Source organism: Mycobacterium sp. 012931 (genome assembly GCF_000419295.1).
Classification (GTDB): Bacteria; Actinomycetota; Actinomycetes; order Mycobacteriales; family Mycobacteriaceae; genus Mycobacterium; species Mycobacterium marinum.
This window is the reverse complement of record NZ_AOPX01000001.1, coordinates 5,730,011-5,743,084: the sequence shown is the minus strand read 5'-3', so window position 1 is coordinate 5,743,084 and position 13,074 is coordinate 5,730,011. Positions and strand designations below refer to the sequence as shown.

The 13,074-nt window shown below is 66.3% G+C and carries 10 protein-coding genes and 2 pseudogenes; 3 read left to right on the top strand and 9 right to left on the bottom strand.

Annotated elements, in window-relative coordinates:
• Window position 1: 1 nt before the first annotated feature.
• The 7 genes and pseudogenes from MMSP_RS29665 to MMSP_RS25075 form a co-directional block, all read right to left on the bottom strand.
• A pseudogene (locus MMSP_RS29665) lies at window positions 2–1,765 on the bottom strand (Hsp70 family protein).
• A gap of 91 nt (window positions 1,766–1,856) precedes the next feature.
• Window positions 1,857–2,384 (bottom strand): hypothetical protein, encoded by a 528-nt coding sequence (locus MMSP_RS29205; RefSeq protein ID WP_020788865.1) that lies wholly within the window; start codon window positions 2,382–2,384, stop codon window positions 1,857–1,859.
• A 107-nt stretch (window positions 2,385–2,491) separates the two neighbouring features.
• Entirely contained in the window at window positions 2,492–3,073 is a 582-nt protein-coding gene (locus tag MMSP_RS25095; protein WP_020788864.1) for a hypothetical protein, read from the bottom strand.
• Between the two features lie 36 nt (window positions 3,074–3,109).
• Window positions 3,110–3,673, bottom strand: coding sequence for a hypothetical protein (locus tag MMSP_RS25090; protein WP_011738891.1), 564 nt, complete (start codon window positions 3,671–3,673; stop codon window positions 3,110–3,112).
• A 91-nt stretch (window positions 3,674–3,764) separates the two neighbouring features.
• Window positions 3,765–4,241: a (2Fe-2S)-binding protein gene (locus tag MMSP_RS25085; protein WP_020788863.1), complete on the bottom strand. Its 477-nt coding sequence runs from the start codon at window positions 4,239–4,241 to the stop codon at window positions 3,765–3,767.
• A complete protein-coding gene (locus tag MMSP_RS25080) occupies window positions 4,234–5,121 on the bottom strand; it encodes a xanthine dehydrogenase family protein subunit M (RefSeq protein ID WP_020788862.1) in 888 nt (295 codons plus the stop codon). Before MMSP_RS25080 ends, MMSP_RS25085 begins: the two co-directional genes overlap by 8 nt.
• A complete protein-coding gene (locus MMSP_RS25075; protein ID WP_020788861.1) occupies window positions 5,118–7,448 on the bottom strand; it encodes a xanthine dehydrogenase family protein molybdopterin-binding subunit in 2,331 nt (776 codons plus the stop codon). Before MMSP_RS25075 ends, MMSP_RS25080 begins: the two co-directional genes overlap by 4 nt.
• 159 nt (window positions 7,449–7,607) lie before the next feature.
• Here MMSP_RS25075 and MMSP_RS25070 point away from each other — a divergent pair, with 159 nt between their 5' ends.
• The gene (locus MMSP_RS25070; protein ID WP_020788860.1) at window positions 7,608–8,156 is read left to right on the top strand and encodes an NTP transferase domain-containing protein; all 549 of its coding nucleotides are present in this window, start codon (window positions 7,608–7,610) and stop codon (window positions 8,154–8,156) included.
• Window positions 8,157–8,171: 15 nt separating this feature from the next.
• On the opposite strand, the gene MMSP_RS25065 is transcribed toward MMSP_RS25070, so the two are convergent.
• Complete coding sequence (locus MMSP_RS25065; protein ID WP_020788859.1) at window positions 8,172–8,549, bottom strand: PE family protein; 378 nt, start codon at window positions 8,547–8,549, stop codon at window positions 8,172–8,174.
• 196 nt (window positions 8,550–8,745) lie between these two features.
• A pseudogene (locus MMSP_RS25060) lies at window positions 8,746–10,208 on the bottom strand (amino acid permease).
• A gap of 342 nt (window positions 10,209–10,550) precedes the next feature.
• On the opposite strand from MMSP_RS25060, the gene dnaK reads away from it, so the two are divergent.
• Together dnaK and grpE are read left to right on the top strand one after the other, a co-directional pair.
• Window positions 10,551–12,419 carry a molecular chaperone DnaK gene (gene dnaK, locus MMSP_RS25055; protein ID WP_020788856.1) on the top strand — a complete coding sequence of 623 codons (1,869 nt, stop codon included), beginning with the start codon at window positions 10,551–10,553 and terminating at the stop codon, window positions 12,417–12,419.
• Window positions 12,416–13,069 (top strand): nucleotide exchange factor GrpE, encoded by a 654-nt coding sequence (grpE, locus tag MMSP_RS25050; RefSeq protein ID WP_012392597.1) that lies wholly within the window; start codon window positions 12,416–12,418, stop codon window positions 13,067–13,069. The genes dnaK and grpE overlap by 4 nt, the downstream gene beginning before the upstream one ends.
• The last annotated feature ends 5 nt before the right edge of the window (window positions 13,070–13,074 follow it).

Genomic DNA, 13,074 nt, shown 5'->3' with positions numbered 1-13,074 from the left:
GCTAGGCCCCTGGCGCCTCGGTGGTCGGCGTGATGGGCGCGGCCGTCGTCGTCGACGGTTGTTGGGTGGTGGTCGGCGGGGCGGTGGTCGTTGGCTGCGTGGTCGTGGTTCGGGTGGTGGGTTCGGCTGGGTGGTCGTGGTGGTCGGGGGCGTGGTCGTGGTCGTCGTCGTGGTGGTTGGTCGTGGAGGGCGGCGTCGGGGTTATCACGGTCACGGTGGGGCTGCTGTTGGGCCCCAAGATCGTCGTCGTGATGGGTTCCGGTGGGGGCGCCGGAACCGTGGTGTTGACCGGCTTGTTGTTGGACGTGCCCAGCGTCAGCCCCAACACCACCGCGACCAAGATGGCTAGCCCGGCCGCGGCCAGGCTGAACACCACCGCCGCGCGTTTGTACCACGGCAAGGGGGCGGCTTCGGCGTAGCGGTCCTGATCGGGGTAGTCGTAGCGGGGCGCGTAGTCGGTGGCTGGCTCCCGGCCGTATTCGCCGGTGGCGTCGGGGCCGGTGTAGGGCACCGGTTCGTTGCCGGTGTCCGCGTCCTGGGACCAGGCGAGGGCTCGATATGTCGCCGATTTGGCGTTGTCAGATGCGGATTCGGAGGCCGCCGCACTGCCGGCCTGGTTCGCCCACGCTGTGGGCGAGACCTCGGTCATGGCGCCGATCGTGCCGGCGGCGCCGACAATGTTGGTTGGCATGTCGACCGCGGGCCCGGCGCCGGTGGGAGCACCGGCCGACGATTGATCTTGGCCGAGCATCGCCGCGCCGATGGCCGCGCTGAATATCGGTTGTGCCGTGGTGAATACGGGTACCTGCAGGCGTTCCGACAGCCGGTTGCCGATCAGCGGGATGGCAGCGCCTCCGCCCACGGCCGCCACCGCGGCCAGGCTGGGCCGTGGCACTCCGCTGCGCTGCAGCATGTCTTCGACCGAGCCGATGAATCGGTCCAGGGGTTGGGTGATGAGCTGTTCAAGCTCGTTGCGGGAAAACCTGATATCGGCACCCGGCTGCCCCGCCGCGCCCGTTGCGATGGTGGCCACCGGCGCCGCCGACAGGTGTTCTTTGGCGAACCGGCACCCGCCGAGCAGAAGCGTGACCGACCCCATGCTGGTCGCCGTACCGGAAACCTCGGCGCTGTCGATACCGGGGGTGACCGTCAGGAGATGACTCAAGATGAGTTGGTCGATCTCGTCGCCGGAGAACTCCCGGTACCGGAAGGTCGGGCCGATCTGCTGAAGACTCGAACCAACTTGGGCCAGCGTTACGCTGGTGCCGCCGGCGCCGAAATCGCACAGCGCCACCACGCCGCTGGCCGGGAATCCCGGTGTGGGCCGCAGCGCTGCCAGTGCGGCCGCCGCATCCGAGACCACCGCCGCAGCAACACCGTTGGGCGCCAAGGCCGGCTCGGTCAGCAACGCCCCGCGCAACGCGCCAAGTTGAGCCCCCGACCAATACGCGGGTGCGGCGATTGTGACCGGCGAACCGTAGCCGACCGTGCGCGCCAACGCGCTCAGGGCTTGCACGGCCAGCGCCTCGCCGAGGTATTTGGTGCCGTCGGCCGCGATCAGCGGCGACTGGTCCCCAACTCGTTCGACGAATCCCCGTAGCACTAGGCCAGCGCCGGCGAGACCGGGGTTTTCCTCTGGCAGACCGACTTCGGCCGCTTGGTGCTGAAATAGATGCAACACCGATGCACGTCGCAGCGGGGCGCCGCCTGCCCGGGTAGCGACCAGGTTGGCCACCCCGATCGACAGCCCGAGCGACTCGCTCATATCCCACACCCCTGTGTCCCTTGTCTTTGCCAGCGATCGCTGGCCGCTGGCCGTTCCCCACCATAACCGCCGCCGATGCGGCGAAATCGGCTCACAGGCCCGGCGGCAAATTGATCACGGTGGGTATCGACGGCGTGAGCTGCGAAGGGAAAGTTGGCATCGCTCCGGGGGGCATCGGGTTTGTCGTGGTCGTCGTGGTGGTGGTCGGCGCCGTGGTGGTCGTCGTGGTGGTGGTCGGCGTCGTGGTGGTGGTTGTCGTCGTGGTGGTGGTTGTGGTGGTCGTGGTGGTGGTCGGCGTCGTGGTGGTGGTTGTGGTGGTCGTCTTGGTCGGCGCCGTGGTGGTGGTCGGCGTCGTGGTGGTCATGGTGGCGGTCACCGTCTTGGTTACCGACGCGGGGGTGGGGCGACCATGGGCAAGCTGGATGATGCCGAAAATGATCAGCCCGATCAGGACCGCGATCAACACGCCCCAACCCGCCAACGCCAGGGGCTTGCGCCACCCCGGGGTGGGTTCGGGCGGTGGCTGTTGGCCGTAGCCGCCACCTTGGTCGCCGTAGCCGTAGTTGCCGTACGCGGTTGGATCACCGGCGCCGTAGTCCGGCGGATCGTGCCTTGCCACGGCCGCTGATGGTAGCCGCTGCGGTCAGCCCGACCCCGCAGCAACGCGGTTCGTTACCGGACGGTAGCTCAATTGCGTCTCTAGCCGGTCGGCCTGGGCATTGACGGCTAGGGCAGGTGGGGCGGCAGGGTGATCGTCGTCGGCACTCCCGGGATGGTGATCACAGACGGCAGCGGCGGCAGATGCGGGAAGCGATGCGTCGGGGGATGCGTGGGTTGTTGGGGTGGCGGCTGGACCCGGGGGGTAGTGGCCGGCGCGACCGTCGTCGTCGTGGTGGTCGGCGGGGTTGTGGTGGCCGTCTCGGCGGTGGTGGTCGACGTGGTGGTGGAAGGCGTCGTCGTGCTCGGGTTGCCGGTGCCCTGCCGGTCGCTGATCAGCTCGATGATGCCGTAGACGATCAGCGCGATCAGGATCATGACCAGCAGTGCCCAGCCGGTCAGCGTCACCGGATTGCGATACCACGGCTTGGGCTCGGCCTCCGGCTTCTCCTGGTCGTAGCCCTCAGCGGATGCGAACTGCTCGGACGGATTGGGTGAATCGGGGCCCGGCGGGGCCTGCGGGGGTGGCCCGGACTGCGGGCCGGCCGGCCGCGACGGTGGGGCACCGGCCGGCGGCCTTCCGCCCGCTGGGTAGCCGCCGTATTGGGTCGGTTGGCTGTGGAAGTCGTCAGGTGGGTCGTAGCGTGCCACGGAACCGATGGTACTGACGCCGCGGCGCCAGTCAGGTCAGAACGTCTCTACCTTGTCGATGCTGACGAACATGCCGTGCCCGGTGCCGTTGTTCTGGAAGCGGGTGCCGTCGGTGGTGGCGGTGATGATCCAGCCTTGCGCGTCATAGGTCTTGTAGTCGATGGTGACGGTCGGGATCGCGCCGAGGTTGCCCAGCACCCACTGCACGTTGCCGGCTGAGGTGATGTGCACACCGTTGGCGTGCTCCCCGTCCTTGATAGGGGAATTGGTGAACGGCGCTTCGCAGCCCACGCTGTCGTGGTTGATCTGGCAGCGTGTCTGGCCGGATTTGGTCTCGATGAAGACATAACCGTTGTCGTCGGGCGGCAACGGGATGGCGCCGGCGGGCGAGGTCGGGCTGGCCGGCGACGTGGGCTGGCTGGGTGACGTGCTGGTCGGCGGCGACGTCGTTGGTCGGCGCGTCGGAAAAGACGGCTCGGTTGGCCCCGCTCCCGGAGTAGCGATCGGCTTGCCGTCGATGGTGGCGTCGCACCCGGCGGCCAGCACAGCAGCAGCCGACAGGGCCAGCAGGCCCCACCGTGTTTTTTGCGGTAAACGCACGCGTTACTCCCCGAGAAATCCAGATATCAGAATTCAGATTACGCACGAGCGAACGCAAGTCACCGCAGTGACGCACCTTGGGACCAGCCCATCATTGCGACATCAGCTCCGAGGCCCGTCGGGTAGCCGCGACAATGCCCTGGTAGCCGGTGCAACGACAGAAATTCCCGGACAGGCCTTCACGTATCTGCTCGTCGGTGGGATCGGGATTGTCGCGCAACAGCGCGGTTATCGACACGACGAAACCAGGGGTGCAAAAGCCGCACTGAAGTCCATGGCACTCCCGCAAAGCCGACTGCACCGGCGAGAGCTCGCCGTCAGCTGACGCGATGCCCTCCACCGTCGTCACGTCGGCCCCGTCCGCCTGCACCGCGAACAGCAGGCACGAGCGCACGGCATCGCCTCCCACCAACACCGTGCAGGCGCCGCACGCCCCGTGCTCGCAGCCCAGATGGGTACCGGTGAGTCCGCACTTCTCCCGTAGAAAGTCGGCCAATGTCATCCGCGGTTCGACCCTGGCGGCAACGCGACTGCCGTTGACTGACAACTGGACTGATCGTTCATGCATGGGCGGTCTCCGCGTTCGCTTCCTGGACGGCCCGCGACCAGGCGCGGGCCGTCATGACCGCACCCACCTGGGCGCGGTAGGACGCTGACCCCTGCAGATCGGACGCAATGTCATCCAGGCCGGACATGGCGCTCTGGCCGATCTGCTCGGGTACCAGCTCGTCGATCGGCTTGCCGAGAACGGCCGCCTCCGCCGCCGTCGCCCGCCGAGGGGTAGGGCCCAGGCCGAGTAGCCCTATCGCGCAGCGCGATACCCGGTGCTCGTCGTCGAGTCGGACGGCGACCGCCGCGCCGGCGATCGCAAAGTCGCCGTGCCGGCGCGAGAATTCCCGCATCGCGAAGCCGGACTTACCCGTCCAGGTGGGAAAGCGGACCCCGGTGAGCACCTCATCGGGCTCCATCGCGGTCTCCCAGAGCCCGGTGAAGAACTCCGCTGCGGGGATCTCGCGGTGTCCGCGCGGTGACAGCACCTCCATGACCGCATCGAGGGTGAGCGCCACCGTCGGGTATTCGCCCGCGGCATCGGCATGCGCGATCGAACCACCCAACGTGCCTCGGTTGCGGATCTGAAAGTGCCCGATGTAGGGGGTTGCCCGGGCTAGTAGCGGAATCGACTGGTGCACTTGGGAATTGGTCCCCACCTTGCTGTCTGGAGTCCCCGCGCCGATCCACAGTTGATCGTCGCGGAGCTGGATTCCCTGCAGTTCCCCTAACCGGGAAATGTCGATGAGATGGTCGAAGAAGGCCAGGCGCATCGACAGCATTGGCACCAGGCTCTGCCCGCCCGGCAGAATCTTGGCGTCCTCACCCAATTCGGCCAGGAGGCCCACGGCTTCCTCGGCTGTATCGGGGCGGTGATAGTCGAACGACGCCGGCTTCATCGGGACGCTCCGGCCAGCAGCGAGGCCACCGATGCGGGGCTGGCCGGCAACCGGGTGACGGTCACCCCCAACGGTGCCAGGGCGTCGTTGATGGCGTTGATGACCGCAGGCGCGGAACCGATCGCCCCGCCTTCGCCGGCGCCCTTGTAGCCGCCCGGCCCCGGGCCGGGTATTTCGACGTGGCCGTACTCGATCGGTGGGACCTCGGTGGCGGTCGGCAGCAGGTAGTCGACAAACGTGGTAGCCAGGGGGTTTCCGTCGTCGTCGTAGGCGAGGTTTTCCATCAACGCGCCACCGATGCCCTGCACCGTGCCGCCGGCGATCTGCCCCTCTACCACCGCGGGGTTGATCATCGGTCCCACGTCTTCGCTGACCACGTAGCGCAGCAACGTGACTTTGCCTGTCTGGGTATCGACTTCGCAGGTGCAGGCGTGTGTTGCGTTGGCCCAGTGAATGGGATTGGGCGACTTGAACCGAGCGGTCCCCTCCAACTCGGTCGACATCGCTGACGGCAACTGCTGCGGCGAGTAGTAGGCGGTATAGGCCAGCTCGCCAAAGGTCACCTGCCTTGCCGGATCGCCGCGCACCGCTGCTTTCGAATGCGCCAACTCCACTTCGGATTCGGCCACCTCGAGGTGGTGCGCGGCCAGCGCCACGATTTTCTCGCGCAGGATCTTTCCCGCCTCGTTGACGGCTCCGGCGGTCATCGGGCCGCTACGGGAGCCTTGGGTCCCGGCGCCGTAGGGCGTGATCGCGGTATCGCCCTGGATCGTGGCCACGTCGTCGATATCGGCGCCGAGCGCGTCGGCGGTCAACTGAATGACGGTGGTTTCCAGGCTGTTTCCGCTTGACCCGCCGTTGACGTAGACGTTGACCTTGCCGGTCGGTTCCATGCGAATTGTGGCCCCTTCGGTGGCCAGATGGCCGGTGGCGGCGCCGGTTGGCTCGATGTAGGCCGAAAGCCCGAGACCGAGGTATCGGCCGTGTGCCAGCGCCTCTCGCTGTTCGCGACGAAAGCCTTCGTAATCAAGGATTTTCACGGCCTGTTCGAACGTCTCGATCGGGGCGACGTGGTCGTAGGGCATGCCGTTGGGGTTGACGTAGGGCATTTCTTCGCGCCGCAGCAGGTTGCGCCGGCGCAGTTCGATCGGATCGATACCCATCTTGCGGGCCGCGATGTCGAGAAGGATCTCGCGCGCCAGCGTTTCGTATTGCCAGGGACCTCGGTAAGCGGCCAACCCGCTGGTGTTGGAGAAGACCGTCTTGTAGCTGAAGCTGGCTTTGGGTATCCGGTATGGCCCAGGGAAGAACATTCCGATGGCGGCCGTGGTCAACACCGGATACGGCGTCGGATACGCGCCGATGTCCATGATGAAGTCGACATCGGCCGCCTGGATGTTGCCGTCGCTGTCGAAGGCCATCCGTGCGGTGCCGTCAACGTGGCGGGCTTGCCCGGCCGACATCAGGTTTTCGCGCCGATCCTCGATCCACTTCAGCGCCCCGGGTACCTTGCGGGCCGCCAGCATGATGCACATGTCCTCGCGCATCGGGACGACCTTCTGGCCAAAGCCGCCGCCGGTATCGCGCATGATGACTCGAACCCGTTGTGCGGCAATGCCTAACAGGCGTGCGCAGAATGCCCGGAGCTCATGGGGCGTCTGGGTGGAAGCCCAGAGGGTGAGTTCTTCGGAGGCGCGCGCCCATTCGGCGACCAGCCCGCGGGTCTCGATCGGGACCGGCGCGTACATCTGTTGGTAGATGTTCTCGGTCACGACGCACGGCGATGTGGCGAAGGTCTGCTCGTCGGGTGGCGCCCCGGCCAGGCCACCCGCGACATTGTCGGGGTAGCTCTCGTGCACCAGCACATCCGACGATTGGGCTCGGGTGAAATCGGTGATCGCGGGCAGCGGTTCGTAGTCGATGTCGACGAGCTCGATCGCATCCTCGGCGACATAGCGGCTCTCGGCGACGACCAGAGCAACCGGGTCCCCGACGAATTTCGCGTCCCGCTCGGCCAGCGGCGGTCGGGGTGTGTCCGCAACATCCCTGCCCGCGACGGCGTGCCAGGCCTCCTTGACGTCCGCGTTGAGGTCGGCCGCGGTGAATACCGCGTGCACGCCGGGTAGAGCCAGTTCCGCGGTGGTGTCGATGCCGTTGATCCGGGCGTGGGCGAAGGGGCTGCGGACGAAGCAGGCGTGCAGCATGCCGGGCCGCGAGATGTCGTCGACGAAGCTGCCGTGACCGGTCAGCAGCCGGCCGTCTTCAACGCGCGGTACGCGGGTCCCCGCGTACCGGGGTGCGGGGGCCTCTTGCATGTCCTGGGTCATGCCGCTCCGTCCGATTGTCGCCCAATGAGAAGATCAATGTCATCATAGGAGAGTGTTGTTGCCGTAGTCGATAGTCGCCATTGCGCGTGCCGTCGCAGGTTGGGGGCGCGATGACATCATGGGCGGTGTGGTGGTGATCGGAGTTGACAGTCGCCGGCGATGTGCGAGCTGACCCGCGTCGTAGCGGTGTTGCTGGCCGCGGGGGCCGGCCGGCGCTACGGGAAGCCGAAAGTTCTGGTTGAGGGTTGGCTGGAGACCGCGGTGGCCGCGCTGCGCGGCGGCGGTTGTGCCGATGTGGTGGTGGTGCTGGGCGCGGCCCCGGCGGCCGTTCCCTCGGGCGTCACCGCCGTCACCGCCCCGGATTGGCGGCAGGGCCTGAGTGCGTCGGTTCGCGCCGGCTTGGTGCAGGCCGACCGGATGAAGGCCGATTACGCCGTATTGCACGTGATCGATACACCCGATGTCGATGCGGCGGTAGTAGCACGAGTTGTTGGTCGTGCGTTGGGATCAAGTAGCGGTCTGGCGCGGGCGTACTTCGGGGATCGCCCCGGCCACCCCGTCGTTATCGCCCGCCGTCACTGGCCGGAGATACTGGCCCGCATGACCGGCGACCATGGCGCGGCCGCCTACCTGGCTGCCCGGCGAGACGTCGAAAACGTTGACTGTCTTGATCTGGCCAGCGGCAGCGACATTGACCGACCCGTCTGACCTGGTTCGTGGGCGCTAGCCGCCGCCACCGGCGGGGCTGGCGTGATTGGGGTCTGGTTGCGGGCTCGGAAGGGACGCGCGCTCGGCTTGCCGGGTCGCAAGCAGGGCGTAGAACTCGGCCTCAGCGGCTTGATACCGTTCCGCTGCGCACTTCACGGCCTGCACGAACGAGCCATGAAACTCCGCTGCATGGATGCTGACCACCCGGTAAGCCTGGGCGCACTCGGAGAACAACGACGCAATGGCTGCCGAAACCTCATCTTCGGCGGCGGCGACCACGCTCGTGATCGCTGGCGCCGCCACCACATTGGCCGCGCCCAGCGCCGAGCCGATGCGCTCCATCTGCGTCGCCGCCCCCACCAACATCTCCGGCGTGGCAACCACAAACGACATAACGATCTCCCGTCGATCATGTCGACGAAATCACGATAGGTCGCCAGTTAGCCGATGACGCCGCGGGCGCTCGCGTTCTTGCCAAGGTCAAATATTCCCCGCGCCGTCGGTGGGCGCGGCTTCGGCGTTGCGGGGATGCCCGTGTCTACCGGCGGTGGCCACGACGGACGTGCCGGCTGGTGGAGCCCAGCGGGCATCACATGGGTAAACCGGTGTGACCACTCTCCGGCTGGGCCGGTTCGAGGGTATCGCGGGCGGCCACTTTTACCCGGTTTCGAACCAGATACCAACCGCCGACCAGCGCGGGGACACCCACCAAGATGGCGGCCAGCATCCAGCGACCGTAGGTCTCGTCGAACAGCATCAGAATCAGCACGCTCGCCAGGAAAGCCAGCGTGATCCGGCCGCTGTAGGGGGACAACGGCATCCGGAAACTCGGCCGCTGCAGCACGCCGCTGATGGTCAACCGGTGGAAGCGCAGCTGGCAGGCAACGATGGTGGCCCAGGCGGCGATCACCCCCGTCGCCGCGATGTGCAGCACGATCTCGAAGGCCTGACTGGGTTTGACGGCGTTGAGCACGATGCCCAACATGCCGATCCCGGCGGTCAGCAGGATTCCGCCGTACGGCACCCCATTCTTCGACATCGGCGCGGTGAATTTAGGGCCACTGCCGTTGATGGCCATCGATCGCAGGATCCGGCCCGTCGAATACAAGCCGGCGTTCAGGCTCGAGAGAGCGGCGGTGAGCACGACGATGTTCATCACGCTGCCCGCGCCCTCAATTCCGACCTTGGAAAAGAACGTCACGAACGGGCTGACGTGTTCGCGGTAGCCGTGTAGGGCAGCAGCAGGGCCAGCAGAACTGTCGACCCTATATAGAAAAGCCCGATGCGGAACACCACCGAGTTGATCGCACGCGGCATGATCTTCTCGGGCTCGGCCGCCTCTCCGGCGGCGGTACCGACCAATTCGATGGCGGCATAGGCGAACACCACCCCAGAAGTGACCAGCACCAGCGGCACCAGGCCGGTCGGCAAGAATCCGCCGTGGCTACGCCACAGCCCTAGCCCGATTTCCTGACCGTCGACGTGGAAGCCTCCCGCTAGGAAGATCGACCCGATGATCAGGAATATCACCAGCGCTATCACCTTGATCAGGGCTGCCCAGAATTCCAGCTCGCCGAAGAGCTTGACCGAGATCAGGTCCATCAACAACACGCTCACTAGCGCGACCAGCGCCAATGTCCACTGCGGGACGAATTGCAGCGCTTTCCAGTAATGGCAGTAGTGGGCGATCGCGGTGGTGTCCACGACCCCCGTCATGGCCCAGTTCAGGAAGTACATCCAGCCCGCGACGAAGGCCACCTTCTCGCCGAAGAATTCGCGGGCGTAGGACACGAAAGATCCTGACGAGGGGCGGTGCAGGACGAGTTCGCCCAGGGCTCGCAGGATCAAGAAGACGAAGAAGCCGCAGATCCCGTAGACCAGGAACAAGCCGGGTCCTGCGGATGCGAGCCGACCGCCCGCGCCGAGGAAGAGTCCGGTCCCGATCGCCCCGCCGAGCGCGATCATCTGCAGCTGGCGGTTCTTGAGGGACTTGTGATAGCCCCTGTCTTCGCGGGTGAGTCTCGCGGTCGCGGCGGTGTCTAGCGGTGGCATCAAGCTCCTGCTGTCATGGCTTCCCGGAACGCGTCGACGCGAACACCCCCAAGCAACGGATGGGTGTCAGGCTAGCGCACGATTGCGCTGATGGCCCAGCGTTAACCGGTACGGAACATTTCGCCATCTGGGCTCACTCCGACCATGCGCTGCGGCGGGCCGGATGGGGGAGTGCGTACCCCCGGGAACAAGACGCGAAGGACCGGCGTTAACATGTTCGACAAGTTGAGCGAACCATACTCAACCTTGAGGTTGACAGCCTTGCTGCGGCCGGAGCAGGCTTGAGCGGGGTTCACTCAGTATAGTGCAGTAACAAGATCTACCTACTCAGGAGGAATCACTATGGCTCGTGCGGTCGGTATCGACCTCGGGACCACCAACTCCGTCGTCGCGGTTCTAGAAGGTGGCGACCCTGTCGTCGTCGCCAACTCTGAGGGCTCTAGGACGACTCCGTCCGTCGTGGCGTTCGCTCGTAACGGTGAAGTGCTGGTCGGCCAGCCCGCCAAGAACCAGGCGGTGACCAACGTCGACCGGACTATTCGCTCGGTCAAGCGCCACATGGGTGGCGACTGGTCCATCGAGATCGATGACAAGAAGTACACCGCGCCGGAGATCAGTGCCCGCGTGCTGATGAAGTTGAAGCGCGACGCCGAGGCCTACCTAGGTGAGGACATCGCCGACGCGGTGATCACCGTCCCGGCGTACTTCAACGACGCCCAGCGTCAGGCCACCAAGGATGCCGGTCAGATCGCCGGCCTCAATGTGCTGCGGATCGTCAACGAGCCGACCGCGGCCGCGCTGGCCTACGGCCTGGACAAGGGCGAGAAGGAACAGACCATCCTGGTCTTCGACCTCGGCGGTGGCACCTTCGACGTCTCCCTGCTGGAGATCGGCGAGGGTGTGGTTGAGGTGCGCGCCACCTCGGGTGACAACCACCTGGGCGGCGACGACTGGGACGACCGCGTTGTCGAGTGGCTCGTCGACAAGTTCAAGGGCACCAGCGGCATCGACCTGACCAAGGACAAGATGGCCATGCAGCGGCTTCGGGAAGCCGCCGAGAAGGCCAAGATCGAGCTCTCGAGCTCGCAGAGCACCTCGATCAACCTGCCCTACATCACCGTTGACGCGGACAAGAACCCGCTGTTCCTCGACGAGCAGCTGACCCGCGCCGAGTTCCAGCGCATCACGCAAGACCTGCTGGACCGCACCCGCAAGCCGTTCCAGTCGGTCATCGCCGACACCGGCATCTCGGTGTCCGACATCGACCACGTGGTGCTCGTCGGCGGCTCGACCCGTATGCCGGCGGTCACCGAACTGGTCAAGGAGCTCACCGGCGGCAAGGAGCCCAACAAGGGCGTCAACCCCGATGAGGTGGTTGCCGTGGGCGCCGCGCTGCAGGCGGGTGTGCTCAAGGGTGAGGTGAAAGACGTTCTGCTGCTGGACGTCACGCCGTTGTCGCTCGGTATCGAGACCAAGGGTGGCGTGATGACCAAGCTGATCGAGCGCAACACCACGATCCCGACCAAGCGGTCGGAGACCTTCACCACCGCCGACGACAATCAGCCGTCGGTGCAGATCCAGGTGTATCAGGGTGAACGCGAGATCGCCGCGCACAACAAGCTACTCGGGTCCTTCGAGCTGACCGGCATCCCGCCGGCCCCGCGCGGTGTGCCCCAGATCGAGGTCACCTTCGACATCGACGCCAACGGCATCGTGCACGTCACGGCCAAGGACAAGGGCACCGGCAAAGAGAACACCATCCGAATCCAGGAAGGCTCGGGCCTGTCCAAGGACGAGATCGACCGGATGATCAAGGACGCTGAGGCGCACGCCGCCGAGGACCACAAGCGTTGCGAGGAAGCCGACGTCCGCAACCAGGCCGAGACGCTGGTCTACCAGACGGAGAAGTTCGTCAAGGAACAGCGCGAAGCCGAGGGCGGGTCCAAGGTTCCCGAGGACACGCTCAACAAGGTGGATGCAGCCGTGGCGGAAGCCAAGTCGGCGCTGGCCGGCACCGACATTGCCGCAATCAAGTCGGCGATGGAGAAGCTCGGCCAGGAGTCGCAGGCGCTGGGGCAGGCCATCTACGAAGCCACCCAGGCTGACGCGGCGGCTGCAGGCGCACCCGGCGGCCAACCCGGCGGTGCCGAGCCCGGCGCCGACGACGTGGTGGACGCGGAGGTGGTCGACGACGACCAGGAGTCCAAGTGAGCGAGGGCAATCCACAGGAACAGGTAACTGTTACCGACAAGCGGCGGGTCGATCCCGAGACCGGTGAAGTCCGGCACGTCCCTCCCGGCGATACGCCGGGAGGGACGCCTCCGGCGGGCGCGGACAGTTCGGCCGCCAAAGTCGCCGAGCTGACCGCCGATCTGCAACGCGTGCAGGCTGACTTCGCCAACTACCGCAAGCGGGCGTTGCGCGATCAGCAGGCCGCCGCGGATCGGGCCAAGGCCTCGGTGGTCAGCGAATTGCTGCATGCCGTCGACGACATCGAACGGGCGCGCAAACACGGGGACCTGGATTCCGGTCCGCTCAAGGCGGTCGCCGACAAGATGATGAGTGTGTTGACCGGGCTGGGGCTCAAGTCGTTTGGCGCCGAGGGCGAGGACTTCGACCCCGTGCTCCACGAGGCCGTGCAACACGAGGGCGACGGCGGGCAGGACGCCAAACCGGTGATCGGCACCGTCATGCGTCAGGGTTACCAGCTCGGTGAGCACGTGTTGCGAAACGCGCTGGTCGCGGTCGTCGAAACGATTGCCGACGACACCTCCGAAGCGGGATCCACTCAGCAGCCGGCCGATAGCGGCGAAGCCGGGCGACCCGACACCGCCGATAACGCCGACGCCCCAGCTGAATAGGGCCC

Coding starts and splice junctions, on each gene's coding strand:
- MMSP_RS25085 (WP_020788863.1), bottom strand. CDS start 4,241: ATGCATGAACGATCAGTCCAGTTGTCAGTCAACGGCAGTCGCGTTGCC.
- MMSP_RS25080 (WP_020788862.1), bottom strand. CDS start 5,121: ATGAAGCCGGCGTCGTTCGACTATCACCGCCCCGATACAGCCGAGGAA.
- MMSP_RS25075 (WP_020788861.1), bottom strand. CDS start 7,448: ATGACCCAGGACATGCAAGAGGCCCCCGCACCCCGGTACGCGGGGACC.
- MMSP_RS25070 (WP_020788860.1), top strand. CDS start 7,608: ATGTGCGAGCTGACCCGCGTCGTAGCGGTGTTGCTGGCCGCGGGGGCC.
- MMSP_RS25065 (WP_020788859.1), bottom strand. CDS start 8,549: ATGTCGTTTGTGGTTGCCACGCCGGAGATGTTGGTGGGGGCGGCGACG.
- dnaK (WP_020788856.1), top strand. CDS start 10,551: ATGGCTCGTGCGGTCGGTATCGACCTCGGGACCACCAACTCCGTCGTC.